Genomic DNA, 26,351 nt, shown 5'->3' on the forward strand with positions numbered 1-26,351 from the left:
ACCGTCATCGGCGCAGCTCTGCAAAGTACGGACGACCAGCCATTAGCTCGGCGGAAATTTTGCCAGTTACCGAGTATAGGTCGGACCGCATAACGAAAACCATTCAAAAAATCACCTAGGCCGTCCGCGCAGTCGGAACTAACCATCCAATAAGAGTCCTCCGAGTTGCGTTGTGGACCGTTCCCGGTCTGATTTAAAAGCGGCGTTTTTGGAAAGATTCCAAATATGTGTGATGACCAAAGTGCCGCTCCACACTGTCATCATCGTCCCCAGCGAAATTTGAACGGTTGGACCATTTTTTTTTAAAAACTCCTCTGGTAGGACAAATTGAAACGCAATAATTGATACATAAAGTTCGATATTCCTGTCAATGATTTGAGGTACTTCGCAACCCCGACGGTCAACGAGGAACTGAAACCGCTGCCCATCCCGCCTGCTGACTGCCGTGCCGTCGTCGGGGGGGGAAGTCTCGTTCGGCGCGGTCACCACGTAGACGTCCGACAGATGCTCTATACGCGGGCCGCGGTGATATTGAGGGTCGGTAAATGGGCGAACATTGGTCGTTTTGCGATTAGCAACGGAGGGGCCGAACCCTGCGGAAGCTCGCCACCCGCCCGATGACAGAGACGAGCACAGGTCCGACGGTGATCATGGTGCGCGAGAGCTGGAATCTCACAGATCTTTACATTCTCGGGGGACGGTCAAAAGTGTCGGCCTTCATTGCGTAAGACGGCTGTGTCCGCTTGCAAAGCTCAAAAACAGGTGCTATATGACGCCGCTTAGAAGCTCAATCCTTCATTCAGCACATGGGAACGCTCGCAAAGTTTTTGATGTACTTATGAGATGGGCAGCATTTGGCATTTTTGGGCTGCGACCCAGGTGCCTCCAGCGAACAAATAACTTATCGGAAGACGACCATGCCGTCCCTTTCGCAATACCCTTAGACGGTTCTTGCGGAAATCGAATTAGGTCGGTCGGATTGCATAAATAGCAAGCATCGTGGTCCCCGTGAAATGGTGGAACCGAATCCGGAACACGCATACTGAATCTGAACTGCCGATCGAGTAGCTTTTGTGACAAAAGTCCTGTTGCCCACAAAGCTTTGCTTAAATGCTCCGTGAGCGCGGCTTCGGGCCTTGGAACGTGTTCGAGGCATTGGTAAATAATGTTAGATCATAGTCACCCTGTCCCATGATTGGGTTGTGTTATGTAGTATGCGAAATCGCTTCATCGAACACCGGTACGTATTCTCCTGCGACTCTCTGCCATTGCTTAGTAACTCACAAGATTCATAACACGTCACCGTTGGTTTACCGCGAGGTGGTCGTGGGTAGTTTCACAACACTCCGTGTTTCTAACAATGATCACCGCGGGATCACTTTACCTGTTGAGTTGTCACGCATAGTTATACCCTCCACCTACGTCGCCAAAGGTGACAAATTATTCTGCTGTTAATTGTTGCAGGGTATCGTCGCTTGAGTTACCCTAGCTGCAACCGCAACAACTATAAAACCGATCCATAACACACGCTGAGATCTACGTAATGGAGGTTCCAATTGCTATTCCGATTCCCAAGTTGATTGTTAGTAGGGATATCTTCTTGGACGACACGCCCTCTTTAACCACGTCAAGGACAGGGGCCGAATAAGAGTAGATTTGTCCCTGCTTACCCAGATGATAGCGAATTCCAGCATCTCCTCCACATTAGTCCTTTGAATAGGATTCAATGGCGACTCCTACGCTAATCGCGGCTCCGTTTACCGTTGAGACAGGCCAGCTGCAAACTTGTCCACCATATCTTGGGGGCTGCATCGCCGCTCATGACCACCTCTACCTGCTGGGAAACAAGAGCCAGCCAGGATGTGCTATACCTAGCCGATTAGTGGCTATGCGTACCTCCCGCCTGAGCTTCATTAACAAAATGGAGATGCGGACATTTACGCCCAGCTCCATTCGGTTAGCGAAACCTGCGTTTGCGCTCGCAGTTCTACTTGTGCCGCTAGTGAATCTTCACGCCCAACAACTATTAACTTCTGAGGCAATGACTGTACGGCCCTTACGTCTCGACAACCCGCTAACTATCCAACCGTATGACTTATCTTCTCTGAATATCCCTCCGAGCCATCTGACACATGCTGCACTGGCGCCCATAGACCACGCATCTACCGCGCCACGGAAACCTCCAGTGCCTGATCGTAGCGAGGAGATCCTAGGATCAACCTACATCCCCGTGGACAGCTGGATATACCCCGCGCTCTTACGCTTGTACTCACTTGGCTATCTCGATACGGCATTTCTTAGTATGCGTCCCTGGACCCGTCGTAGCGTGTTGAATATGCTAAATAAGACATACAATGACGTGCGGCTCGGCGATAGCGATGAAGCTAAAGAAATATTCGTTAGGGTGGATCGCGAATTGGGGCTCGGTTCAAGTTCCCGGCGTCTAACTTCTGATGGCCTCGAATACGGTCTCGCCTCTGTTTATTTTGGTGTACAACAGTTAAGCGGAACGGTGCTGCGCGACAGCTTTCATCTAGGTCAGACCTTCATAAGTGATTACGGCCGACCCTACTCAACGGGTTTCAACAGCTATGACGGTTTTTCAACTATCACGGAGGCCGGACCCTTTTCCCTATACGTAAGAAGCGAGTACCAACACGCTCCTCCCTACGAGGGATACACATTCGCGCTCAGTCAGTCGCTTTCGCTCAGGGATGGCATTCCATATGTGGGTCCAAACCGTCCACAGGCAACGATTCCAGAAGGACCTCTTCCCTCTCAAAACAACTTTCGCGTACTCGAGGCAAACTTATCGGCACATTTGTTGAACCACGAAATCTCCTTCGGCAAGTCTGATGCGTGGCTTGGACCAGGGCTCGGCGGTGCGATGGCCTGGTCGAACAATGCGGAGAACATGTATACGTTCCGAATTAATCGTGTTGAACCGCTCGACATTCCTTTGATTAGCAAGATTCTCGGTCCAGTACGGTACGACTTCTTTATCGGGAGCCTGAAGGGCCATACTGACCCGAAAGATCCGTGGGCTCACTCAGAAATGTTTTCTTTTGCGCCAACAAAGAATTTTCAGTTTGGATTCCAGCGCACAATTATTTTCGGAGGCGAGGGGCACGCTCCTGTCACGCTCCATACCTTTCTAAAGGGTTTCTTCGACATTAACGATACCAGCGTCGCGATAAAGCTTACCCGCAATGACCCAGGCGCCCGCTTTTCTACTTTCAATTTTTCCTACCGTCTACCATTTGCCCGTAAGTGGGTCACTCTATACGCCGATTCAACAACACATGACGACGTAACACCAATCAGTGCACCACGGCGAGCGGGCTGGCTATCCGGTGTTTACCTCTCACATCTGCCCTACGCCTCGAAACTGGATCTGCGCGTCGAAGCAGTTTACACAGACTACCCTACGACTCGCAGTACAGGTGGTGCAGGCAACTACGATGAGGGGGTTCAGCGGCAGGGATATACGAATAATGGGTTCATCATGGGTCACTGGATTGGCCGGGAAGCAAAAGGCGGCCAGGCTTGGCTTACCTATCACCTTTCCGGTAGCGAATGGATAAGCCTGCAGTACTTGAACAAGAAAAACGCTAAGGACTTCATTCAATTGGGTACCACGCAGAACGCCTATCGTCTGGATTTGGTTAAGCGACTTCGACCCGACCTCGAATTAAACGCATACGTGCAGGAAGAGCTCTGGAAGGCTCCAGTCTTCAAACCCGGCCTCCAGTCGGACACGACTGGAGGGTTCCAGGTCATCTGGCATCCACAGTTGAAGTCTAGACATAGCATTTACTAGATCGTGGGCTACAACTTACCGTCCTGGATCATCCTTGACCAGGGAAACATAGTTATGGGGAGGCTATCTGATGAGAGTGATGTATGTTGACCAGACTGGACAGCTCGGTGGGGGTGAGCTGTCTCTACTGGATGTCATTAAGCACTCTCCTTTTCACTCCGAAATCGTGCTGTTTGACGACGGTCCTTTTCGTACGGCACTTGAAGATCTCAATGTTCCTGTTCACCTGCTTCATGGGGGATCTCTATCTAAGGTGCGTAGCGAAACCCGCCTGAAGGCTGTGCTTGAAGCAGGACCTGCTTTCTTCGGCCTCCAACGCCGCCTAGCTAAGCTAACAGCCGGCTTCGATGTCGTCTATGCGAACTCGCAAAAAGCGTTTTTGGTTAGCGCTGCTACTCGGAGGAAAGGCCAATTGCTGATCTGGCATTTGAGAGATATGCTCACCGCGGATCATTTTAGCCCTATGATGCGTGTAATCGCGGTTGAGGCTAGTAATCTAACTGCCTCTATTGTGATCACTAATTCGCAAGCTACGGCGGATTCTTTTGTCCAGTGTGGCGGCAAGCTTGAGAAGGTGGTGGTCGTATATAACGGCATTAGCCCTGAGCCCTTCGATGCTGTGACCGAAACGATGAAGCAGTCTATGCTTCAGGAATTGGGACTTAGAGGTAAGTACCTAGTAGGAGTTTTCGGGAGATTAAGTCCGTGGAAGGGACAGCACATCCTCCTTGAGGCGATAGCATCTCTTCCGTATGCGCACGCGGTCCTCGTTGGGGACGCTCTGTTCGGAGAAGACTCTTACGTGGAAAGCCTGCGTCAGCGGGCACAAGCACCGGACCTAGAGGGCCGTGTGCACTTTCTAGGCTTTCGCAAGGACGTTTCTCTCCTGATGAAATGCATGAATATTATTGCTCACACGTCTACGTCTCCCGAGCCCTTTGGCAGGGTTATCGTCGAGGCCATGCTCGCCGGACGCCCAACAATAGCTTCACGCGCTGGTGGCGTCCTTGAAATTGTGAGGGGCAATGAGACCGGCCTGCTCGTACTCCCAGGATGTCCTTTAGATCTTTCAGCAGCCATTCAAAAGTACCATGCACACCCAGGCCTCGCGAGAAGAATTGCGGACGCCGGCAGAGAGAGAGCAATCAATCATTTCTCCGTGCATGCTATGGCGGACGGAATCGAGGAGGTACTCAGAAACTGCATGGCTCGTGAAGAGATGCCAATACTAGTTGATTCATTGTAGCAATTCAGGTCTCCGCTCTTTAATCAATCACAATAGATCTCTCGACGCAACGAGACGAATGAGCTCATTACTATATATCGCCAGGATTTCGATAGGTTATCGTGAATCAACGAATAGTTGTCGGACATTACAGGTACTATAAGAGATATACCATTCGGGAGTGTGCCGGCCTACTCAAACTTCGCGACCGTCGTCGCGATTCCGATTGCCGTTGAGATTTTATCCAGATTAATTATCAGAGCTTAAGACTGGAGCATATTTTGAAAACAGCGATTGTGCACGACTGGCTTACGTCGCCGGGCGGAGCTGAGTGTGTCCTCGAGCAAATGATAACTCTGTATCCAGATGCTGACTTGTTCAGCGTTTGCGATTTTCTAGATGCCAAGCATCGGGGCTTCCTCCGAGGGAAAAGCCCCAAAACAACGTTCATTCAGCATCTGCCTTTCGCCGGCCGCTATTACAGGTCCTATCTCCCGCTTATGCCATTGGCGATTGAGCAGTTCGATCTCACTTCGTACGATCTGATCATTTCCAGTTCCTATGCTGTGGCGAAGGGAGTCATCACGGGACCCGAACAACTTCATGTCAGTTATGTGCACACCCCCGTCCGGTATGCGTGGCACATGCAGTATCAATACCTGCACGATAACAATCTGGAGAACGGGATAAAGAGTTTATTTGCAAGGGCGCTGTTACATTACATCCGCACCTGGGATCTTAGTTCCGCAGCCGGTGTTGACGTATTCCTCGCTAACTCAGAGTACGTGGCGCAACAAATCCGGCGACTGTATCGAAGGGATTGCGACGTTCTATACCCTCCAGTCAATGTCGAAGAACTCCCGTTCTCCGCCCATAAACAGGAGTTTTTCCTGACTGCTTCACGGCTTGTACCTTACAAACGCATCGAACTAATCGTCAAAGCATTTGCACAAATGCCGACCCGCAGACTAGTCGTCGTGGGAGACGGTCCCGAGCGAGAGAATGTAGAAAAGGCAGCGCTGGGACATAAGAATATCGAAATCCTCGGCTACCAAGCTAAAGATAGACTGCATGAGCTGATGTCACAAGCGAGGGCCTTTGTGTTCGCGGCCATTGAGGATTTTGGCATCACCCCGGTTGAGGCTCAGGCCTGTGGGACGCCGGTGATTGCTTTGGGAAGAGGTGGCGTACTCGAATCCATCCGCCCGTTAGAATCACGCGTTCCTACCGGAGTTTTCTTCATGGAGCAAAACGAAGCTGCAATCATCGCCGCCGTCGAATGCTTTGAACGTGACGGATCGCGGATAATGCCAGAGAACTGCAGGAAGAATGCTCAACGCTTCACTTCAGAGCGCTTTCGAACCGGTATTACTGAAATCGTCGCAGAACAAATGCGTAACAGACAACGCATCTTTTATCAATCAACTCCCTATCGATCGTCGAGTAACGTAACGTCTTCGGTAGAAACATTCTGATACGCTCAAGGCAAAGATCATCCTTTCAACCGCAGGCTAAAATTGGAAGGAGCTTAGAGTAAATGTATTGTTTACCGTCCGGCGACGAGTCACTGTATCTCGATTGGCGCAAGTATTTTTCATTTGAATAGGTCAATCCAATGAAAAGCAGCTCGCTTCGCGTCTGACGCTTCACATCAAGTTGTTGTGAAATCTTAATAGGGCCGCGCCTATCGCTAAGAGCATGGCTTCTCGCTGGGAAAGCGCGTCCTTTCAGGCCTCGTGGCTCGTTGCGTGCCTGAAGTCGTACCAGAGGAATCGCTGCCGATGGTGCGGTATTCATTCGCTAGACCGGACCGCTGCACAATGGTGACGCGCTGGGGCCAACTGAGGGATGGCAGAATTGCATCCGCCGTTCCATGTAGCTCGATGATGAGGTCCCAGTTATTGGTCAGTTCAAGCATATCGGGCCGGAAGAGAACCACTTCAAAGCCCTCACAGTCACAGACGATAAGAGCTCGCTTGTTCGCAAGTTGCCACATGTTTTCTACCGTGAACAGATCGGCCATTTGGACGAGATGGGAGACTCCGTTGTTTTTGGCCAGGAGAATCGAAGATGACTTCTCCGTTGGTTCGGGTTCGAAGGCCAACACAGGTACCCCAGCAATCGGGCCAGGCCGGCAGCGTAATAATCTTCCGCACTACCTATCAATCACGCAATCATACTTACGACTAGCAGCGGTACGGATGAAGGGATGAAGCTCCATCTCGTACGATGCGAGGATCTTGGGACAGACCACCTATTGACTGCGGCGTCGATCGGATAGATCAGGCCAGCGAACGGTCCGAACTGGACAACCGTCCCATTTTTTTCGGTGTGCTGCTTGACCTAATCGAGGAGGCCGTTCGAGGCGAGGAACTTCACTTAAAGGTGGCGGGGCCGAACAGCCTGAATGCGTTGAAAGGGCGAGGACTAAGAAATTTCTTCGCCAACATTTTCAATGGTTGTTTGGTTAAAAGAGCCGGGCTGTAACTAACGTGCCACCCCGAGGTCTCGCTTACGACCTACGGTACTGTTGTCCAAGTACTTCTTCAGGGCGAGAAAGTGCTTCTCGTATAAGTTCCAGGTCATCAGCGCTACGCCGATCGATAGGATACCGACGATGGCCGAGCTGAAGATCGTGGCAGCGACAGGATTGTGGATCGTATTCATAATCCGCTCGATCGGCAACTTCCGACTGATAAGGATTTGGATAGGGACGTGAAATACATAGAGCGAGTAGCTGTACTTTCCGAGGAATGTCATAGGCCTGGAGCGGAAGATCGCCACCCACTTAGACTCGGTGAATACGGTGGCGCAGACGATCACCAGAGAAAGAGCAATCGCGAGCACAGTGTAGCCATAGGTCATAATGGCGGGGGCACCCAATCTGAACTGTATGACCAAAAAAAGCGCGAGCATCGGTCCAACAGCAAGAGGCGCTATCTGAACCAGACGCTGCCTCCATTCCGGCAGGCTCAGGAGAACGCTCGCCGCGCCGCCGATCGCGAAGGAGTCGATCCGGCAAAGTGTGAAGGTGCCAACCACATATCCTGGGAAACCGTGATGCAACATGAAGGTCCGCAGTGCGAGAGCCACGACTGAGATAATCCCGACGGCACCGAGGAGACGCTTAGGGCTGAGCCATAAGATGATGAGCGGCCACACGAGGTAGAAGTGCTCCTCGATGGCAAGTGTCCAAAAGAGGTTGAGCGAGGCTGTCACGTAGTGGCCCTGCACCAGAATCGCTAGGTTAGTGGCATAGAACCACGTCCAATGCAGATCGCTCGCAGCCTGCGCTGTCTTGCTGGCACCAAAGTTCACGATCTTCAGCCGGACGACAAGCTCGTAATAAAGGAACAGGTATAGGTAGTAGAGGGGGAAGATCCGGAGAGTCCTCCGACCATAGAAATTACGAAAATAGTAGGGTAGGACCTTATTCCTATAAAGAATGCCAGTGATTAGAAAACCGGATAGGCAGAAGAAGACATCCACACCGTAATGTCCGAGTGCGAGAACGTGAAGAGCCGTTGTGTATCCGAAATCAGGAAGGGTGATCGTGTGGAGGATAAAGACCAGCAATATCGCAAGACCACGAAGACCATCTAGAGCTACGCTGTGGTTCTTGGGAGCGACACTTGTCATGAGAGCTTTTGGTTTATTTGGGGTTAAGTAAGAATTTATTAGGCGGCATACTTAGTCTAGCAAGATTGGTTTGTAATCACCTAATTGAATAAGATCGCCGTCGAGGCTGTGGGTTGTGGGACGAGAGCGCCTTTGCTCTTTCCAAGCGGAGAGCATCAAATCCATAGCCTGCCTGGGGAGGCCTATACTCTGCTGGGTGCCTTATTTCGCCTTTGCCTTGTAAGTGGCTGCATGCACACCGGACGCTGCGGGAACCTGCACCGGCTGGGGAGGCGCAACCAGGTACTGTTCGATCCGGCCTAGCCGGTCTTCCATCGTGTTCTGGGTGCGAATGACAAAGAAGTAACCGGTGTAGTAACCACATCCAACCGAAAACCTCCGTTAAGGATTTGACTGACCCTCATTCAGTGGGAAACCAGGATCGATGCCTTGTTTCTCCCTATCTGACGACTACTATTCGTATGACAATGCCTGGATCAGGTCTCGCTTGGTAGCCATCCAGGCGGCAAGAAAACCGGCGGACAGGAAGCTCGCCGCCGAGATCACTCCAGCGCGCATCCACCAGTCATAGGTGACCCGCACTGACGTGCCCCCCTAGGAGTTTGTTGAAAAAGGTTCCATTCTTGGTCTGATTGCTGAGTCAGATCGTCTATAGAGTTATGCGTGGAGACGAGCGGTTGCAGGGTGGGATGTTCAGCTATGTGACGTTGGAGCAGCGAGTACCCGAGGACCATCCGCTGCGTGAGATACGCAGGCTAACGGATGTGATTCTGCGGTCGTTGAGCGCGGCGTTTGATGAGATGTACTCGGCCTCTGGCCGTCCATCGATCGCGCCTGAGTATGTACTTCGGGCGCTGTTGCTTCAGGCGTTTTACTCGGTCCGCTCGGAGCGGCAACTGGTGGAACAGCTCGACTACAACCTATTGTTCCGCTGGTTCGTCGGTCTTGGCATGGACGACGCGGTATGGAACCATGCGGTGTTCTCGAAGAACTGTGAACGGTTGCTAACCAGCGAAGTGGCTCAGCAGTTCTTCGCCGAGGTCAACAAGCAGGCGAAGCATTTCATGAGCGATGAGCACTTCACCGTCGACGGCACCCTGATCCAGGCCTGGGCGTCGCAGAAGAGCTTCCGCAGGAAGGATGGCTCAGAGGGTGACAGCACGAACTTCCACGGCCAGCAGCGCAAGAACGAGACGCATGAATCGACCACCGATCCGGACGCCAGGCTCTACAAGAAGAGTTATGGCAAGGAGTCGCATCTGGCCTATCTCGGCCATGCGCTGGTGGAGAATCGCAACGGTCTGATCGCCGCCGCGATGGTTACTCAGGCCGATGGCTATGCCGAGCGCGAAGCCGCGCTGTTGCTGCTCGAAGAGAAGCAAAGAGGCAGTTCAAAACGGATCACCGTCGGTGCCGACAAGGCCTACGACACGAAAGACTTCCTCCATGCCGCACGGGAGCTGAACGTGACCGCGCATGTAAGCAAGAACGAGAAAGGGCGCCGCTCGAACCTCGACCGCAGAACCACCCGGCACCCTGGATATGCGATCAGCCTGAGCCGGCGATGGCTGGTCGAGAAGAGCTTCGGATGGCTCAAGCATATCGGCCCCCTCCGCCAGGTGAAGCTGCGTGGACTGCACAAGGTGGACTGGATCTTCGTCTTCAGCTGCGCCGCTCACAACCTTGTGCGGCTGCCGAGGCTCATCGCACACCAAGCGGGGCAAGGCCCACAGCAGCAGTGCGCCTGAAAACACCCCGTTGAGTGTTCAACAGGGTCCGCAGCCAGAACCACACAGAGAAGACTCAATCTAAACAGCCTTGCAGCACTCAAATATCCCCTTCGCGCTTCGACTATAACCCTATTTCAACAAGCTCCTAGATCCGCACATCCGCAAGTATGATTTCGGATTCGAGGAGGATTGGCATGAGCAGGAGCAAGCATAGCGAAGCGCAGACTATTGCGGCTTTGAAGCAAAGTCGAGGCAGGACGTACGGCGGACGACGTAGCCCGAGAGTGCGGTGTGTCTAAGCACACGATCTACGCTTGGAAGTTCGGTGGTATGGACGGCAGTGAAGCGCAGAAGCTTCGAGCACTGGAAGATGAGAACGGGCGACGCAAGCGGCTAGTGGCGGACCTCATCTCACTCCATTCACAATATATCGCGTCGCGTAACAGAGATTTAGGGTGATAATTTTTACTCAAATCGTAGAAATGACAGCCGCCGGTATAAAGAGGTAAGTTGTCGTTTAGGTCGCGTTATTCAATGGTCAAAAACTGGCTGCGCTTGGCGTATTCACGGTAAGATCGAGAAATTAATACTTGGGCCGCTCAATTGATGCCGGCGCATATAGGGATCATTACCTATAAATCTACCGTTGTATACTGGAGCGCCATGACGCCAAGTAGAGTCGCACTTCCTCCGGTGCTGATCGTGTGCTTTCTAAAGACACTCATGCATCCCTACGACCATACTTTTGAAGACTTCCGAATCTACGAGACAGCATCCATGCTCGTGCGTGAGCACCGCAGGAATTTTATTTATGACGGCGCAGAGACAGGCATAGATCCTCAGCTCCGATTCGCCGATCCGCAAAGCTCTTTTGCCGGGGCCGCGCAGTCCTTGAGGTGTAGATCAGGTCCGGCTGTATGTCTATCCTCCGCTTTTGGCTGACCTCATTTGCCATTCACCTTTGTGAACTTTCTAGAAGTGGGCAGACTGTGGACCGCTTCGAATTACTTACAGTGCCGTAGGTCGAGACCAAGACCCGCGGATGACGCGTTAGTTACAGCCCCGCCCTTCTGAGATCAGCGATGTCTAATGTTGAGCAACTATGTGTGATCATCGTTCCCTGTTTCAACGAACAAACCCGCCTGCCGATAAGCCAGTTCTCATGCTTCATCGAAGCAACGCCGTGGGTTCGATTCCTGCTCGTGAATGATGGGAGTGCGGACTGCACTTTAGCTGTTTTGAGAGGCCTTGAGACAAGATATCCAGCAAACGTGGGCGTACTCGACCTGCAATCCAACGTCGGGAAGGCGGAAGCAGTCCGACAGGGATTGCTAGAGGGAATCTCCCACGGCCAGGCAGCTTACGCGGGATTTTGGGACGCGGATCTGGCGACCCCCCTCGAGTCGATCGCGGACATGAAGGGTGTGCTCGATGAGGATCTACAGGTACAAATGGTCTTCGGGGCGCGTGTACGGCTCTTGGGCCGTTCTATTCATAGAAGGGCTACGAGGCACTACTTGGGCAGAGTCTTTGCCTCCGTCGTGTCCCTCATGCTAAGACTCCCGATCTATGACACGCAGTGCGGCGCGAAGCTATTTCGCATCACGCCCGATCTGTTACAGATCTTCGGCAAGCCATTCCATTCGAAGTGGATCTTCGATGTGGAAATCTTGGCGCGATTCCTTTACATGAATAACAACGACATTCACTATGTTTCAGCGGCGATCTACGAACTCCCTTTAAAGAGGTGGGAGGATGTAGGGGGGTCTCACGTAAAATCGAGAGATTTTCTGACGGCGATACTAGAACTCGCGCATATACGCAATACGTATCTTCGCTAGCGATGAAGGCCGAGGCCCTTGCAGGTGTGGCGTGACGTCGACGGATCCAAACTTAAGCATCCGACACACTCAAAGCGGTCGCAGAGCTTTTTGCCATATATCGGAACTACTTGGAAAGCAAGGAACTAGTGTCGTTATCCGGAACGGGAAAACGGTCTTGGCCAGCAAAGGTAGCTGTCATTAGCATTGCACCATCTTTCTTTCGCAGAGAGACTAGATAGTCTTATCCCGCAATTCCGAGTTCCGGAGTACTAGCCGCCTCTCCTCTCCACCAGCGTGTGCCACCTATTATGGGGCGGTTCTTCTGCTGTGCCACAATCATTAGCCATTAGCGCATTGCCGTCTTCAAAACTCTTACTCTAACTGCGCGTCACATTAGAGCGGTGGCTTTGCCGTTAATCGATCCGAACATACTCATCGTATGCTTCCCGAACTGAGCCATCGGCATTAGCTACGGTCTTCACCTTTGAATAGTTTTCCCATTCAGCGTCAAACGCGGAGTTCTGCCGCAACCAGTCCAAAGCGTTTGCGCCAGCTGGAAGCGCATTATCAGCTCGGGCGACAAAAATAAGCTTGGGCTTCCACGAGGCTATATCCGCCACTATCGCTGATTGCAAGTCTCTGGTGAGCTGCAGACGCGTCGTGGGGGACATACTCTTAAAGGGGCGACCCGGTTCCCGGTGCGCCTCTTCATTCAAGGTAAGAGCAGGAACCATCCAAAGATGAGCAAACCGGCTTCCCCAAACCAGATTCTGGTCTAGTATGACCTTAAAGGGAGGCATCGACACCGAAATTAAATACACAGACGTTCCAGGGGGACACGGCAATAGCTCCTTCGCGATCGTCGACACTGTAGAAAGACTGCGATCTTTCTGTACTGTCAACCTTCGTGCATTGTAAAGGAGCGATGCAGTCCCAGCGACGACCAGCAACCCAACTACCGCGCGTGAGACTCGGACTCTGATTCCATGCTTAACGACCCAGGTGCAAGTTAGATCTGACGCCATCCAAAGAGTAGCTAAGATTAGAAAAGCCCAAGCTGGCAGCTGTTGGTAGGCCCATCCCGTGTGTTGCAAGTCATACGCAAGAGAGGAACCCAGGCTGCAAACTAATAAGCCAAAGGAGCATCTCGGAGTCTTCATATGCTTTCTAAGAGCAACACAAATTACAAGTGCGGTTGCCAGGAGCTCGAAATGATGGACATTCTGATGCGCGAATAAGAACCAGGCACTGTGTGTTCCCATCGCCCAATACGTATCTAACATCATCGGAAGTATTTGTGGCATGTAGGAGGGTGAAAACAACACAATTAGCGGGATATACGCTGCGCTAGTCGCGATCAAACTCCCATTTTCAATGGTGACGAGTCCCGTGAGTCTTTTGTTCCAAACCAATACAGCGACCTGCACCAACAGAACAACCAAGACCTGGTGAGGCTTCAGACAGATCGCAAGACCGGCAAAGAATCCGATCAGGATACGACGTCCATTCGTCATCGTTGGCAGGATATCTCCGAGCACACCTAAGACGTAGGGCAGTAGGAGTACAACTACAAAATATTCCTTCTGCCCGAAATTGGTCATGGTGCTTGATATCTCACCTGGTCTTCTTTGCAGAAGGAATAGCTCAGTGACGACCGTGCAGACTGCAAGACATACGAAGAACAACCGTTTCGTGTTGCCCACGATACGCCATTCGATGTCAATAGCGAGATAGCAACCTGCAAGCGCAACAATGGTGCTGATGAGTTCGTATGCAAACGTAAACGATAGCTTCGTTATCCCGGCCAATTCGGCCGGCACCAGACTGAACCAGACATATAAGGGTGGATTCGTTTCCACAAGGCGAGGTCCATCTAATTGGACGCCGCCCAGCATCTGCTTCGCAGCATACATGCACCAGTACTGATCCACTCCTAACTGCGTCGGCATCAGCAATATTAAAAGTGAATAGGCTACGAGTGATAGGCCGATGCTGAGCGTAATCGTGAAGATGAGGTTTGCGGCTCCCAAGAACCGTAAGGGCTTACTTGATGTCATCTTTGCGTGGCTCCAGCGATCCAGATCGGCCGGCCGCCTCGAGGAAAAAGAAGGTACCACAACACCCGCCGCCAGGGGTTGGCATTCACTGCTTTAGTCGAGAGCCTTATGTCAAAGGTAAGGGCACGGCAGACAATTGGCAACGTAAAACTTTTCTCATTAGTAACTGAGTGATGTATCCACCACAAGGCCTTTACAGGTTCATCAGTGGACGGTCTTAGTTGCCGCTCAACTCATTGCCTGCTTTTGTCATCGCTTTGACCGAATCGGGGCGCGTGTGTGACCACGGAATGCTTGCGCATACTTGACAATCGTATACAGCGACAGGAACTTGGGCGGTATGGAGCGCGTGATGCTCGAGAACACGAAGACCATGCGCGCGCTCATCTTCGGCGCGAATTTCTTGAGTAGCAGAATCGCGGCTCCCACCTGAATGGCCATGTTCTGATGAAAGCGATCCAGGTTGAATTTCGTCAGCCGCTCATAGGTCGGCAGATGAACGCTTCCTTGCGGATGTTCGCCTTGATCTCCATGCGGCGGAACGAGTCGCTCTTGAACACACCATGGACCGTGAGCTTCTCACCGCTGAAGCAGCGGTGCGTTGCCCGGCAGACAGACGCCCACCAGCTGCGAATAGAGCGACGAGGTCATCAGACCCAAGAGCACTCGGCTGGGAAAGCCCGCGGAGGTGGCATACACCCGGTCGGCGTGAGCGGATTCACGTCGACCGAAAGTATCGCAAACGCACTCGCCATCGCCTCGGTGAACGTCCACTCGAAGTCCTGGGCCATGCGGCGGCTAGGTCATCCCACCGGTACTCGTTCATTTTACTGCGATCTTCTTTTTCATGAGATCGATCATGTCGCCGACATTCTTGAGCTGCTGCAGCTCGCCAAGTCCGAACTTGATCTTGTACTTCTTCTCGATGGCCGTGACCAGGTTGACATGCGCGAGCGAATCCCAGTCGTCGACCGTAGAGGCGTTCGACTCCTGCGTGATGACGAGGCTGGGCTCATCGAATACGTCGCGAAAGATCTCTTGAACTTCGGGCAATAAATCATGCATGGGCATTCTCCATAATTCTGATGTGGCGGCTGCGGGTCTCGTACGTTGTCAGATCGAGCGACCAGGTTGTCGCGCCGGTTGATCCGTCGTGAGATACCGGCGAAAAGCCAAGCTTCTCGTAGTGACCCGCGACCATTCCATTCTTCGCCGTCGGCAGGTACGAGCCGATCAACTTTTCGATACCCTTGTCCTTGGCCAGCTCCGCTAGGCGGTCGAGCATCGCGATCTCCATGTCGCGCTTCAGCACCCGGCAACTCATCAACCAAAGGTCGAGGTAGAGCTCGGTGCCGCGAATCTCGCCCAGCACGATCGAGATCAGGCCATGGTCGCCGAAGCGGTCTGTCAGCTTACCGCAGATGCCGATGTGCCGGCGGTCGGTGACGGTCGATTCGATCTCGGCCAGGCTGTAGCGACGCGTGGTCAGGTTGAACTGGTTCGTCTTGTTGGTGAGCTGCGCGATGCGCTCCATGTATGTCGGATTGAAAACATCGATGTCCGCCGTCATCTCGAGCGAGTCCAGATACTCGCCGTAGTTGGCGAACTTCTGCTCCAGCTGTGCGCGCTGCGAGTTCTCCTCGTACAGCTTGGCGCGCACCAGGTCTTCCTTGCTCAGCGCCACGAGTTCGAAATACCGGCCGGCATCGATCATCGACGCATACTTAGAGACCTCGCTACCAACATCGGGCACAGCGATGCCCGGAATCTGTCCTTCGACGATCGCGCGCTCGGCCGGGTTGTCGTCGACAAAGACAAAGCTGTCGACGCCCAGGTTCAGCTCGCGCGCCATGTCCTGAATGTTGCAGTGCTTGGGGTCCCAGTTGGCGCGGAAGGCCGAGAAGTGCTCGATCTTCAGGATCGAATCCGGATGCCCAAAGCCCGAACGCGCGATATCGTCGTTGTTCTTCGAGCAAACGGTGAGCAGGATACCGCGCTCGCGCAGCCGCAGGCAATACTACTCCTGGAACGCCGTGTACGCCTCGGCAATGGCGGTCTCCTTGCCGATGTGGATCTTGTCCACGCCGTCGTCGCCGATAACGCCGCCCCACAACGTGTTATCGAGATCCAGTACCAGCACCTTGCGGCTGCAGCCGTACATCGCACCTACCAGCGCGTTCAGCGAGGTAGCCACGGCAAACGTGCCTTCAACCGTGTTGGCCACCTTGTAGCTGAACCAGCGTTCCGGGTCGAACCAATGATTCATCCCGATCCGCCCCGCAATCGAGTGCAGGTCCTGCATCAGCAACTTCGGGCTGGCCGAGGCCGCAGCCGCGATGCCGCGATTCAACTCTTGGACGAAGCGCGTGGTGCCCCCCGGGCTCACCGCGTCCAGATTGCCCAACGTCGCATACGCCGGCATCTCGAAGTTGTTCTGAATCACCTGGCAGCCGACGTTGGAGTCCAGTGACCGCCAGATGGCGCGAAAGCGATTTAGTTCCGCCGCGACAAAGCTCGGCAGATCGTCTTCCGTGCAGGAGACCGGCGGGAACTGCTGGATGTTAAGCGTGCACGTATGGATATACACGATGTCCGGCTTGAACGCCGCGATCTCACGCGGTTCGAGCACCGCGTCTTCGTAGTAGCGGCCATACTCGGACTGGTAGAACGTCGGTCGAAAACCGCTGTTAAGCAGAAGGACCTCCCACAGGTCCACAAGCTCGTTGGTGGTGGTTCCACCCAGGACGGCGATACGCAGATCCTTCAGCCCTTCTTGAGTCAGAAGCTGGCGGCGCAGCCCGCGCCGTTTCATGAGCAGCTGGTCAAGCGTGTAGGTCGATAGATTCATCGAGCAGATCCTTTCAGAAGCGGTGGACCCTCCGCACAACGCGGAATCATACGAATCGGAAGCGAACGGCTGGTATACAGTTGACTTAACTAGTTTATTGCATCGAAAGACTGACTGCCCTTTCACGGCCCCGCTATCTTCAAGTGTCCGGGTGGCAGTTTTCTTGATGGCCTTCCGGAGGAAGATGGTGGTTGGCCCGAACTTGGGATTGCTGCGTTTCCCGGCCTGCCTCTCGCGCCGATCGGCTCAAACCGCGGCGAGGGACGCCATAGTGTCGCCCGGGCTGTCTTCCAGCGCAAGCGTGTCGAACTGCGACAGCACTTCCGCGAAGGGAACAGGAAGACTAGCTCGGAGCGCTTTGCCTCGTACTGAACATGATCGTCCTCAGGAACAACCTTATAATGGAGGCGGCCTTGCCTAAGTTGCGCGAGGAAGGTATTCGGTCAAGGACGAAGACATGCGCCGTCTCTCACACTTCTGCACGAGCACATCAATATGCTCGGGCGATATTCGTTCCTTGTCGGACGCAATCGCCCAGGGAGCTCACAGGCCGCTCCCGCCCAAACAATGAATTGTCTGTTCCCTAACCCAGTTTCCATTCCACTGCACCTCAGACCCCTCTTTCTTAAAACGAGAATAACGGTGCTCTATCGCGCCGCTGCCTGGATGCGCCCGGTCGGATGTTACACTACCCCAAAACTTTGATCCCTCTTTGACGTCCTTCTATATGGTGAACCACAGCGAAATTCCTCCCACTATTGAGCCCGTCGAACCTGATAGTGGGCGCCTTCGGGCTTCTATCTGGTACAGCATCCTGTTTGCCGCCGCGCAGGTTGGCGTCTTGCTGATCTGCTTCGCTATAGCGATGAAACCGTGGTTCCTGTCGCATGACGGCGACACTGCTTTTCCCTCACAGTTCGGCTATAGCGCGCACGCAGCGGGTCAAAATTGCGACATCGTCCTCTATGGGGACTCGACCGCGCTGACTGCACTCGATCCGGCCATCATCCAAGCGAACTGGCCTGAAGACCTGCAATATCTCTGAGCCAAAGCCGGTCCACTGGGCATTGGGCAGCAATCATCCGCTGGATATCTACCTTGCCCATAACCGCAGGCCGAAGTACCTCTTGACGATGTGGCTCGCTAGCGAGTTTCATCCGGAACCCGAGGAACTGCCCAAGTTCTATCCGGAGGGTTTACTTTACGCCCTGCACTACGACCGCGGAGCGTTCACCTGGAATCTGCTGCGACACCATCCGGTCTGGGCAGCCGACTTCGCTATCTTTGCCGAAGACAGGCTGCTGCATCAGCCCTTTTCGCATGCGTTGAACCCTTTCAAGGGGCTACCGGCCCGCGAAGAGCACGCGGGCTTCTGGCAGAATCCCTTTGCACCTGAGACCAAATGCATACGCACCCCGGCTGACTATATCCATCATCGCTTCACCAAGCAGCAGAACGATGCCGAGATCGCCAAGTTCCGACAACATTACAGCGTGGAAGGAACGCATGTGCTGGTCGATGTCTCGGCCTGGGCTGACTGCGCCTTCGACAAGCAGCAGGTATCGGATTACGCGGATGGAGCAGCCGACAACCAGGTCGAAATCCTTCCCATCGGCGATTTCAACGACAGCGACTATCACACGGACGCTGTGGGTTCCGCGCATGTATCGGAGAGAGCCGCCGATCAGATCCTCGCGTTGATGAAGCAGGACGGTTCGTCGCCATCAACGGCCGGAACGTCTACACGATGACCTTCAGCGCGCCTGGGTTCTTCGTCTTCTTTCTTCCCCTCAGCGTGCTGGGTTTTGCCCTATTTGGCAGCTTCGGGAGACGGTCGGCCGTTGCGTTTCTGGCGTTCATGTCGTTGGTCTTCTATGCGGAGTGGAGCGTCACGTATCTGTGGCTGCTGATCGGCTCGATCTTGTTCAACTTCTGCGTATCGCACTTGATCGCGCGGAACGCCAGCCGCGAGCGTGTGCAGACGGGCATCCTTAGCTTCGGCATCGCCGCTAATCTCGCGGCTCTGGGCTACTTCAAATATCTGTTTCCTTTGCTGAACTTCTTCGCGGGCCATGGCATCGGCCACAACGTCGGCTCGATCATTCTACCGCTTGGTATCTCGTTCTTCACCTTCACGCAGATCGCGTACTTGGTCGACCTGAAGCAAGGAGCCGCAACGCCGGAGAACCTGCTCAGCTATTTCCTCTTCGTCACCTACTTCCCCCATCTAATCGCGGGGCCAATCCTCCACCACAAGGAGATCATGCCGCAGTTCCGCGAAGAGCGCCGCTATGGCCTCAACCGCAACGACGTGGCGCTTGGTCTCTCGTGGTTCGCCATGGGCATGTTCAAGAAAGTGATGATCGCTGATCGCATCTCGGCCTACGCCGATAGTATGTTCCACGCTCCTCGCGACTTTGGCTTTGCCGGCACCTGGGCTGGTGTGCTCTGCTACGCGATGCAGCTTTACTTCGACTTTTCCGGCTATTCGGACATGGCGGTCGGGCTGGCGCGCGTCTTTTCGATTCGTTTTCCGCTGAACTTCGACTCTCCGTACAAGGCCACCGGGATCATCGATTTCTGGAACCGCTGGCACATGACGCTCACGCGCTATATCACGGCCTACGTCTATAGCCCGATCATCTTCTGGATCAGCCGCCGGCGCATGGAGAAGGGCAAGAAGTCCACCATGCGGGCGCGCGCGACGCTAGACGGCTTCACCAGCCTGATCGCGCTGCCGATGCTCTTTACGCTCTTTCTAGCGGGCGTGTGGCACGGCGCCGGCCTGCAATATCTCCTGTACGGCTTGATGCACGGCACCTACATCGTCATCAACCATGCATGGAGAACCTTCCTGCCGGCGGATGGACAGCTTCGACGCCTAATCAAAGGACCGGTTGCCGTAGGGATCACCTTCATATGCGTGCTCTTCGGCGAGGTGATGTTCCGTGCCGCCGGCGCGGGCAGCGCGATTTCGATCTACGCCGGGATGCTGGGACGGCACCACGGCGCCGGGGCGCACACGGTCGAATTGGCTTGGATCGTGGCGCTGCTGGCCTTGGTCTGGCTGATGCCCAACACGCAGGAGTTGCTGGGCGAAGAGCAGCGCGAGGACGCTCCGAACTGGAACCCGATCAAGACTCCCCGCTGGCAGCCGAACCTGGCATGGTGGCTGGCCACGACCTGCATGTTCCTGATCAGCATGGCATACTGCACTACCGAGTCGACCTTTCTTTATTTCCAGTTCTGACGGTACTATCGTTTGGATGCAACAATCAGAGAATTCGCCGAGAGGGCGCAGAGCATGCGGCTGCGGACTGTGATCGCTGTCTACAACAACTGGGTTTCTGCGAGGATATTGGTTGAAGAGATCTCTCGAAGAGCAGCGGAGCTTCCCTTCAAAGGCTTCGTAAACTGCATCGACGATGGCTCGACCGATGAGCCGGCGGGCGGTCTCGCGCCCCTCGCCAGCCTCCCGAACCTGCAGGTCTCATCCGGCAATCAACCGCTTGGATGCGTACTAATCCTGATGGACACTCCTTCCACGAAAGACCAAAGTGCGCAAGCTCGACGTCGGCCGAACCTGCGCACTAGAGGATACTGATTCCGAGGGCACGGTTAGAACGCTCACCTTCTGGCTTCTGCAGGAACGAGAGTTGCTGTCAAAAGATCCTCTCTGTTCAGGCCAAACTCGGAAAAGAGATCTTGAAAAAGAGATTCGATCCACGCAGATCGACCAAGATCATCTTGAGGCAGTCGCCGAAAGCGCGCGGAAACAAAATTTACGCATTCTTGTTTCAATGCGTCTGGATCCACTAACTTTCGATCAGGTATTGAACTCTTTCGAGCTTTCTTAAGTTGGGCTAGATACGTAATAATCTTTCCTCTGTCTTGTGTACGCGGAGGTGGCATTTTTGCGATAACTGCTGCGTCTATAACATGGTATCCATGTGCCATGGCGACGCTGATAAATCGCTCCGGCAGCATCAGTTTCGCATTCTCGTAGTTTTCGATCCACCTGTAGGCCGTGGCGACTGAACATGTTGGAAAATTTCGCCTAAGATAGTCGCAGAATTTTCGCTTCGGCTCAAGGATCTCTCGTAACCGAACCAGCTCTTTACCGATCGCAAGTTTAGATAAGCCATGCTTTTGCATCTCTTCGGTTAGGCTCTGAGTTGCGAGTAAGACAGAACGTTGTTCAGATGGGGTGAGAACACCCCACCAAGGTATCAGTGCCATTGCAGATCTGGGAATTAGTTCGATTTGTGACATTGGCGCCTCTCTGAAATCCTTCAATCTTGACAAAACTTATACTAAAACGAAAACCATCATGCATACCTATAGAGTATAGCTATATGGTTATTTGCCTCCAGTAGACAATGGGTGGAAAACGAAGTATAAGAGATTTTGATTAGGAGAGGTAGTGACGACCCTAGAAAATGATCGTCGGGCACTTTGGTTTACAAAATGGTTCGCCGTCATTTATGTCGGCGCGCTGAGAAAAGAAATCATGGAATGATGTCCTGCAAGCGCATAGACGAAAAGGAGGAACCAGCAGAGTATGAAACGTTCTCCGATAGTTCGTGATCCAGATCCATTTGTTGTCAGCTTAGAAGAAAACTTAAGTCATCATTTGTGGTCGATTTCCACACTGCTCGGGATGTCGAAAGATGACATCATTGCAGAGGCTTTGGAAGACTGGATTGAATGCGTGGCACCGGTTCGATTGGAAACCGCCATAAATTCTCAAAATGAGAAAAAGTGGCCAAACATGTCTCTAAATATGAAGTTTCAATAGGTTATTGTCCATTCGATCGAGAACGGGGAAGCTGAAGTCGCGAAACAGCAACATCTCGGGGAGATCGAATGGACACCATTTTCATGCTCGACTGACGTTCGTCGAGGGGAACTTGCGAAGAAAGTTTAGAGGATCGGCTGACCGTGGCCCAGTGGGTCAGGCGTTATCGAGATCATGGCGCGGCCGGGTTGAAGGACCGCTGTTCGCGTCCGCAGCAGTGCATCGATGACCGGATCTGCGGTTACATCGTTTGGTTGGGATGTAGGAATGTCGCCGATCCACGCCCGGTTCGGGGCGGCCACCGCAAAGTTGCAATTCAGCAGGTTGGTGCGATCAACAAGGCGATTGCAAGGCATGTCCCATTCGTCAACAATGCACGAGAGGGAGGCAAGCAACGGGGTATCGGTTTAGCCCTGCTCTTCTGAGGTGAGTGATATCCGGTGTTGAGCAACTATGTGTGCCACTCTCTCGAAATAGTTCGACCGTACCGCGCCCGCAATGAAAGTGTCACAACTGGAATAGGGTAAGGTATTTGTAGCCGGTCGTTCCTCTACCGAGCCAACCCAAGGGGACTTTGATTGGCTGCCAAGCAGCGGATTGCGTGGATCGACATTGCACGGGGGATAGGCATAATCCTCGTGGTATTCGGCCATGTCCTCATCAGCCTCTCGTTCTCCCATGCAGATGTCCGCGAGGGATTTCTGGCGGCGGCGGAATACACAATCTACACATTTCACATGCCCCTTTTCTTTGTCCTAGCTGGTCTGAATGTCGTTCACTCCATGCTAAAGGGGCCCCGACGCTTCCTTCAAGACAAGTTGTGGACGATCGCCTACCCCTACGTGTTGTGGTCGCTCATCCAAGGATCGATCCAGGTCCTGCTCCCCCATATGATCAACACGCCCCATGCGGCTAAGTCCCTGGCCTTCATTTTGTGGCGTCCGATTGGCCAATTCTGGTTCCTTTACGCGCTGTTTTCCTGCCATTTTCTCGCATTCTTATGCAAGGGTCGGCGTTGGGCGCTCACGCTGTGCGCTGGCGCGGGCCTTTTGAGTCTGCATTGGATCTCCAACGGTCTGGCGGTAGCTGTCGCAATAATGTTCCCGTTTTACGTCGTCGGTGTCTGGACAAGCAGCCTCCTGCTCAACTGGCGCCCAACCCAGAGAACCGCTTTTTTCTCCACCCTGGGACTAACCGGTGCGTTACTGCTCTGTGCACACGTTGTCCGGGGCCCGGCAAACGATCGGCCCTACGCGCTTCCATCGCTTCCCGCGGGAATCGCAGGCATTCTGCTGATCATCGCCCTCAGCCACCTGCTCCACAGTCTCAGCGCCTCGCTGAGCGGGATACTGGTGAGCCTTGGGCAGGCCTCCTTCACCATCTATATTCTTCATGTCCTAGTCGGCGCCGCAACCAGGGTGGCTCTATCGCACCTGGGCCTGTCGAGCCTCTGGACGCAACTACTGCTTGGCACTGCCGCAGGAGTTCTCATTCCCTTCGCCATTCACCTCGCATTGCAACGGGTTCACCTGCTCGTCCCTTTGGGCTTAGCGCCACTCCCGTAAAGTCTTCCGGTCCGGGAGTCGACGAGCAAGCAGTGCTGCTCGCCTGATCTCATGCATGCACGGACTGTATAATTCTGCTTACCGAGTCACACCCGAGTTCCTTCATCTATGGCCAAAGCTCTCACCATGCCAAGCGGTATTAATATTCCGGCAGCTGCTCGCGTGTGGTTTTACGCCCTTACCTCCCTCGTTCCTTTGCTGTGGCTCCTCTGGCAAGGTCAGACGAACCTCCTGGTTACGCTCCTTGTCTCAATCGTGATGATCGGCATCGCTCTTGCCCGGCCGGAACTCGGTATCTGTCTTACCATCGCTTACCTCTTTCTGTTGGGGGACATCCGCCGCATCCCGGGAATGTTTCTCGGCTACCCCGCCTTCGATACGCTACTTTTGGTCGGTCCCCTGCTCAGCTTGATCCTGGCTGTGCCACTCCTCATCCGCGTTCGCTTAGAAGACTCCATCTCCAAAGCGGTTCTGACCCTGATGGTCGTCATGACCCTTGAAATCTTCAACCCGCGCCAGGGACCCGTCACAGTTGGTTTGGCCGGCGCGATGTTCTACCTCGTACCGATGCTTTGGTTCTGGATTGGGCGGCGTTACGGCACGGACAAGGTCCTCTTCGCGGTACTCTACCGGGTCCTCTTCCCTCTTGGCGTACTCGCTGCCGCACTTGGCATATGCCAAACCTACGTCGGCTTTCTTCCCTGGGAATCGGCCTGGGTCGCGGCTGTGATCGATCACTATCACGCCCTCAACCTTGGGGGCGGATTTGTCCGGTCCTTTGGTTTCTCTGTTAACGGAGTCGAGTACGCGGATCTCCTGCTGGTCACGAGTTCGTTCACGCTTGCTGCCTTCTTCGCCGGCAAGCGTGTGTACGGCCTCTTCTTTCCCCTTGTCGCAACGGCCTTGTTCCTGGCATCGTCACGTACCTCTATTGTGAAGTTGTTATTCTCGGTTGCGATCTCCTGGGCACTGAGTAATCGCAGTGGGCGTGGATGGGCTGTGCGTCTGCCGATCGGGCTCGCAGTTGGGATCGGCGCGCTTGCGCTTGCACTCTCACAAATCGGCGGAGGAGATTCTACCGGAAAGCAGACATCCGCCGCACAAGCCTCGACTCAGCATCAGGTCGGCGGTCTATCCCATCCTTTCGACAAGAAATACTCGACGGCCGGGATGCACTCGCAAATGCTCACCCAGGGAATTATTCGGGGGTTTACTAATCCCATCGGGAGTGGCCTTGGTTCCACAACCTTGGCCTTGGGTAAGTTTGCCGAAGGTAGTGGCAGCACCGACGATCAACTCGGCAGCTCAGAGGTCGACATCAGCGATGCATTCCTGGCCATGGGCTTTATTGGCGGCCTGACTTACCTCGCAACGATATTACTCGTTCTCCGACGAGCCATCATATTCGGCAGATCCTCCGCAAAACATCTTGCGCTTCCCGTACTTGGAATTCTGGCCGCAATGGGCGGAGCATGGATTGCGCTGGGGCAGTATGGGATCGCTCCATTGGTGTGGTTCGTGATTGGCGCCTTGTCACGACCGCGCCCGTATGAGATCACGGCACAAAGCACGAAACTCCCCGCTCCTACCAGACTCCGTACTCAAGCCCTTAGCGCGTCGGCACGTTAAATCCAGGATATGGAAAATATGCTGACGCGAGTCGAACTTGAGCGGACCATTCCAGACCACGCAGCTAGTCATTCGGTGCGGCCGAAATTCTACTATCCTCAACTTGATTGCCTTAGATTCATGGCATTCTTTCTAGTCTTTCTTAGTCACAACATCCCTACGGGCGCCAAAGTGCTCAACCATCTTGGCCCAAGGTTCTTAGCAGTCGCAATTATCGTGCGGGATACGGTGGGCTTCGGTCTCAGCCTCTTCTTTTTTCTGAGTTCCTATCTCATCACCAGCCTGCTGATCATGGAACGACGGACGAGCGGAACAATCAATCTGAGATCGTTTTACATCCGAAGAATCCTCAGAATCTGGCCGTTGTACTTTGCGTTTCTTGGTGGCGTTGCCCTCGTGGGACACTGGCGTGCCGCGGAACATATCAGCCTTCCTCGATTCGCCGCCATGAGCGTCCTCGCGGGTAACTGGTATTGCACTGTTGCCGGTTTGGGTGCCTTTGCCATAGGCCCACTCTGGAGCATCTCTGTGGAGGAACAGTTCTACGCAATCTGGCCCGGGGTGTTTCGTTCTGTCTCAAGGAAAACCTTTCTCTGGTTTACCGCCGGCGTAGCTCTAATTTCCATCGTGTCGACAGGGATCCTGGCGGCACGTGGCGTAAGTTCACTCGGCCTTTGGATGAACAGCCTTTCTGAGTTTGCCTTCTTCGCCGGAGGTGGGCTTTTCGCCCTAATGGTGCCCTCGATTAAAATGCCCAACTGGCGTTATGCACTTACTCTTACCGGAGGCGGCGCGGCTCTGTGGTTCGTAGCCGAGATCTTCTGCAAGATCAATGATCGAGGTCTGCAACCAACCCCTATCCGGGCGATTGTGGGCTATCTCCTCGTCGCTATCGGGTGCGCTCTGCTCCTTCGTGGCATTCTTTATCTTGCTCCAGGCGCCATTCCGAAATGGCTCATCTACCTTGGTAAGATCTCTTATGGGCTATACGTCTTCCATGCTCTTGCGATGCATATTGTGCGTAGCAGCCCGGCAAGTTGGCCCATCAGAATACCCGGGGTCGATCTCCTGACGGTACTGTTGATCACTGTGGCCTTGGCCGCCTTATCGTACAAATTTCTCGAAAAGCCATTCCTGCAGCTCAAGGCGCGCTTCGAATCAGTAAGAACCCGGTCTGCGTAACTGAGGTTTGGAATGAGACGCGAATCAACAGCAGG

General features: G+C 53.8%; 22 protein-coding genes and 2 pseudogenes. 15 read left to right on the forward strand and 9 right to left on the reverse strand.

From position 1 onward, the window contains the following. Positions 1-138 precede the first annotated feature (138 nt). Positions 139-486, reverse strand: coding sequence for a hypothetical protein (locus RBB82_RS24705; protein ID WP_433975772.1), 348 nt, complete (start codon positions 484-486; stop codon positions 139-141). A gap of 1,699 nt (positions 487-2,185) precedes the next feature. Between RBB82_RS24705 and RBB82_RS24710 the strand changes: the two genes are divergently transcribed. The 3 genes from RBB82_RS24710 (at position 2,186) to RBB82_RS24720 (ending at position 6,520) form a co-directional block, all read left to right on the forward strand. Further along, complete coding sequence (locus RBB82_RS24710; protein ID WP_433975774.1) at positions 2,186-3,820, forward strand: capsule assembly Wzi family protein; 1,635 nt, start codon at positions 2,186-2,188, stop codon at positions 3,818-3,820. Between the two features lie 70 nt (positions 3,821-3,890). Continuing rightward, positions 3,891-5,066: a glycosyltransferase family 4 protein gene (locus RBB82_RS24715; protein WP_433975776.1), complete on the forward strand. Its 1,176-nt coding sequence runs from the start codon at positions 3,891-3,893 to the stop codon at positions 5,064-5,066. Positions 5,067-5,326: 260 nt separating this feature from the next. Beyond that, positions 5,327-6,520: a glycosyltransferase family 4 protein gene (locus RBB82_RS24720; RefSeq protein WP_433975778.1), complete on the forward strand. Its 1,194-nt coding sequence runs from the start codon at positions 5,327-5,329 to the stop codon at positions 6,518-6,520. Between the two features lie 215 nt (positions 6,521-6,735). Here RBB82_RS24720 and RBB82_RS24725 read toward each other — a convergent pair whose 3' ends face one another. Next, a complete protein-coding gene (locus tag RBB82_RS24725; protein ID WP_433975779.1) occupies positions 6,736-7,149 on the reverse strand; it encodes a hypothetical protein in 414 nt (137 codons plus the stop codon). A gap of 383 nt (positions 7,150-7,532) precedes the next feature. Further along, entirely contained in the window at positions 7,533-8,684 is a 1,152-nt protein-coding gene (locus RBB82_RS24730; protein ID WP_433975781.1) for an acyltransferase family protein, read from the reverse strand. Between the two features lie 659 nt (positions 8,685-9,343). On the opposite strand from RBB82_RS24730, the gene RBB82_RS24735 reads away from it, so the two are divergent. From RBB82_RS24735 to RBB82_RS24745, 3 genes and pseudogenes are all read left to right on the forward strand, one after another. After that, positions 9,344-10,432, forward strand: coding sequence for an IS5 family transposase (locus RBB82_RS24735; RefSeq protein WP_433975782.1), 1,089 nt, complete (start codon positions 9,344-9,346; stop codon positions 10,430-10,432). 176 nt (positions 10,433-10,608) lie between these two features. Then, a pseudogene (locus RBB82_RS24740) lies at positions 10,609-10,822 on the forward strand (transposase); the annotation flags it as partial. A gap of 698 nt (positions 10,823-11,520) precedes the next feature. Next, the gene (locus RBB82_RS24745) at positions 11,521-12,255 is read left to right on the forward strand and encodes a glycosyltransferase (protein ID WP_433975783.1); all 735 of its coding nucleotides are present in this window, start codon (positions 11,521-11,523) and stop codon (positions 12,253-12,255) included. Positions 12,256-12,650: 395 nt separating this feature from the next. Here RBB82_RS24745 and RBB82_RS24750 read toward each other — a convergent pair whose 3' ends face one another. From RBB82_RS24750 to RBB82_RS24765, 4 genes are all read right to left on the reverse strand, one after another. Beyond that, positions 12,651-14,294 carry a hypothetical protein gene (locus RBB82_RS24750; RefSeq protein ID WP_433975784.1) on the reverse strand — a complete coding sequence of 548 codons (1,644 nt, stop codon included), beginning with the start codon at positions 14,292-14,294 and terminating at the stop codon, positions 12,651-12,653. 822 nt (positions 14,295-15,116) lie between these two features. Next, entirely contained in the window at positions 15,117-15,359 is a 243-nt protein-coding gene (locus RBB82_RS24755) for an acyl carrier protein (protein WP_433975785.1), read from the reverse strand. Further along, complete coding sequence (locus RBB82_RS24760) at positions 15,352-16,305, reverse strand: HAD-IIIC family phosphatase (protein WP_433976014.1); 954 nt, start codon at positions 16,303-16,305, stop codon at positions 15,352-15,354. The genes RBB82_RS24755 and RBB82_RS24760 overlap by 8 nt, the downstream gene beginning before the upstream one ends. A gap of 6 nt (positions 16,306-16,311) precedes the next feature. After that, positions 16,312-17,142 carry a hypothetical protein gene (locus tag RBB82_RS24765; protein WP_433975786.1) on the reverse strand — a complete coding sequence of 277 codons (831 nt, stop codon included), beginning with the start codon at positions 17,140-17,142 and terminating at the stop codon, positions 16,312-16,314. Positions 17,143-17,391: 249 nt separating this feature from the next. On the opposite strand from RBB82_RS24765, the pseudogene RBB82_RS24770 reads away from it, so the two are divergent. The 5 genes and pseudogenes from RBB82_RS24770 to RBB82_RS24790 all read left to right on the forward strand — a co-directional run. Then, positions 17,392-17,713: pseudogene (locus RBB82_RS24770) on the forward strand (Tn3 family transposase); the annotation flags it as partial. Between the two features lie 141 nt (positions 17,714-17,854). Next, the gene (locus tag RBB82_RS24775; RefSeq protein ID WP_433975787.1) at positions 17,855-18,187 is read left to right on the forward strand and encodes a hypothetical protein; all 333 of its coding nucleotides are present in this window, start codon (positions 17,855-17,857) and stop codon (positions 18,185-18,187) included. 88 nt (positions 18,188-18,275) lie between these two features. Then, positions 18,276-18,893 carry a hypothetical protein gene (locus RBB82_RS24780; RefSeq protein WP_433975788.1) on the forward strand — a complete coding sequence of 206 codons (618 nt, stop codon included), beginning with the start codon at positions 18,276-18,278 and terminating at the stop codon, positions 18,891-18,893. Further along, the gene (locus tag RBB82_RS24785; RefSeq protein WP_433975789.1) at positions 18,890-20,392 is read left to right on the forward strand and encodes an MBOAT family O-acyltransferase; all 1,503 of its coding nucleotides are present in this window, start codon (positions 18,890-18,892) and stop codon (positions 20,390-20,392) included. The genes RBB82_RS24780 and RBB82_RS24785 overlap by 4 nt, the downstream gene beginning before the upstream one ends. Positions 20,393-20,446: 54 nt before the next feature. Then, the gene (locus tag RBB82_RS24790) at positions 20,447-20,746 is read left to right on the forward strand and encodes a hypothetical protein (RefSeq protein WP_433975790.1); all 300 of its coding nucleotides are present in this window, start codon (positions 20,447-20,449) and stop codon (positions 20,744-20,746) included. A 23-nt stretch (positions 20,747-20,769) separates the two neighbouring features. Here RBB82_RS24790 and RBB82_RS24795 read toward each other — a convergent pair whose 3' ends face one another. After that, positions 20,770-21,414: a hypothetical protein gene (locus tag RBB82_RS24795; RefSeq protein WP_433975791.1), complete on the reverse strand. Its 645-nt coding sequence runs from the start codon at positions 21,412-21,414 to the stop codon at positions 20,770-20,772. A 289-nt stretch (positions 21,415-21,703) separates the two neighbouring features. Here RBB82_RS24795 and RBB82_RS24800 point away from each other — a divergent pair, with 289 nt between their 5' ends. Continuing rightward, positions 21,704-21,940, forward strand: a complete 237-nt coding sequence (locus RBB82_RS24800; RefSeq protein WP_433975792.1) for a hypothetical protein — start codon at positions 21,704-21,706, stop codon at positions 21,938-21,940. A gap of 125 nt (positions 21,941-22,065) precedes the next feature. On the opposite strand, the gene RBB82_RS24805 is transcribed toward RBB82_RS24800, so the two are convergent. After that, positions 22,066-22,296, reverse strand: coding sequence for a hypothetical protein (locus tag RBB82_RS24805; protein ID WP_433975794.1), 231 nt, complete (start codon positions 22,294-22,296; stop codon positions 22,066-22,068). Between the two features lie 222 nt (positions 22,297-22,518). Between RBB82_RS24805 and RBB82_RS24810 the strand changes: the two genes are divergently transcribed. The 3 genes from RBB82_RS24810 (at position 22,519) to RBB82_RS24820 (ending at position 26,316) form a co-directional block, all read left to right on the forward strand. Beyond that, entirely contained in the window at positions 22,519-23,505 is a 987-nt protein-coding gene (locus RBB82_RS24810; protein WP_433975795.1) for an acyltransferase family protein, read from the forward strand. 108 nt (positions 23,506-23,613) lie between these two features. Then, positions 23,614-25,134, forward strand: a complete 1,521-nt coding sequence (locus RBB82_RS24815; RefSeq protein ID WP_433975797.1) for a hypothetical protein — start codon at positions 23,614-23,616, stop codon at positions 25,132-25,134. 18 nt (positions 25,135-25,152) lie between these two features. Further along, positions 25,153-26,316: an acyltransferase family protein gene (locus tag RBB82_RS24820; RefSeq protein ID WP_433975798.1), complete on the forward strand. Its 1,164-nt coding sequence runs from the start codon at positions 25,153-25,155 to the stop codon at positions 26,314-26,316. Positions 26,317-26,351 lie beyond the last annotated feature (35 nt).

The sequence above is a fragment of the Tunturiibacter lichenicola genome (genome assembly GCF_051013355.1).
In the GTDB taxonomy this organism is placed as follows: domain Bacteria; phylum Acidobacteriota; class Terriglobia; order Terriglobales; family Acidobacteriaceae; genus Edaphobacter; species Edaphobacter lichenicola_F.

Bases quoted from the DNA above. Each gene is read 5' to 3' on its own strand.
- RBB82_RS24790 (WP_433975790.1), top strand. From the start codon at position 20,447: ATGCGGCTGCGGACTGTGATCGCTGTCTACAACAACTGGGTTTCTGCG.
- RBB82_RS24805 (WP_433975794.1), bottom strand. From the start codon at position 22,296: ATGCCTTGCAATCGCCTTGTTGATCGCACCAACCTGCTGAATTGCAAC.
- RBB82_RS24800 (WP_433975792.1), top strand. From the start codon at position 21,704: ATGAAACGTTCTCCGATAGTTCGTGATCCAGATCCATTTGTTGTCAGC.
- RBB82_RS24735 (WP_433975782.1), top strand. From the start codon at position 9,344: ATGCGTGGAGACGAGCGGTTGCAGGGTGGGATGTTCAGCTATGTGACG.
- RBB82_RS24730 (WP_433975781.1), bottom strand. From the start codon at position 8,684: ATGACAAGTGTCGCTCCCAAGAACCACAGCGTAGCTCTAGATGGTCTT.
- RBB82_RS24755 (WP_433975785.1), bottom strand. From the start codon at position 15,359: ATGCATGATTTATTGCCCGAAGTTCAAGAGATCTTTCGCGACGTATTC.
- RBB82_RS24820 (WP_433975798.1), top strand. From the start codon at position 25,153: ATGCTGACGCGAGTCGAACTTGAGCGGACCATTCCAGACCACGCAGCT.
- RBB82_RS24785 (WP_433975789.1), top strand. From the start codon at position 18,890: ATGACCTTCAGCGCGCCTGGGTTCTTCGTCTTCTTTCTTCCCCTCAGC.
- RBB82_RS24715 (WP_433975776.1), top strand. From the start codon at position 3,891: ATGAGAGTGATGTATGTTGACCAGACTGGACAGCTCGGTGGGGGTGAG.
- RBB82_RS24765 (WP_433975786.1), bottom strand. From the start codon at position 17,142: ATGAATCTATCGACCTACACGCTTGACCAGCTGCTCATGAAACGGCGC.
- RBB82_RS24815 (WP_433975797.1), top strand. From the start codon at position 23,614: ATGGCCAAAGCTCTCACCATGCCAAGCGGTATTAATATTCCGGCAGCT.
- RBB82_RS24795 (WP_433975791.1), bottom strand. From the start codon at position 21,414: ATGTCACAAATCGAACTAATTCCCAGATCTGCAATGGCACTGATACCT.
- RBB82_RS24750 (WP_433975784.1), bottom strand. From the start codon at position 14,294: ATGACATCAAGTAAGCCCTTACGGTTCTTGGGAGCCGCAAACCTCATC.
- RBB82_RS24780 (WP_433975788.1), top strand. From the start codon at position 18,276: ATGTGGCTCGCTAGCGAGTTTCATCCGGAACCCGAGGAACTGCCCAAG.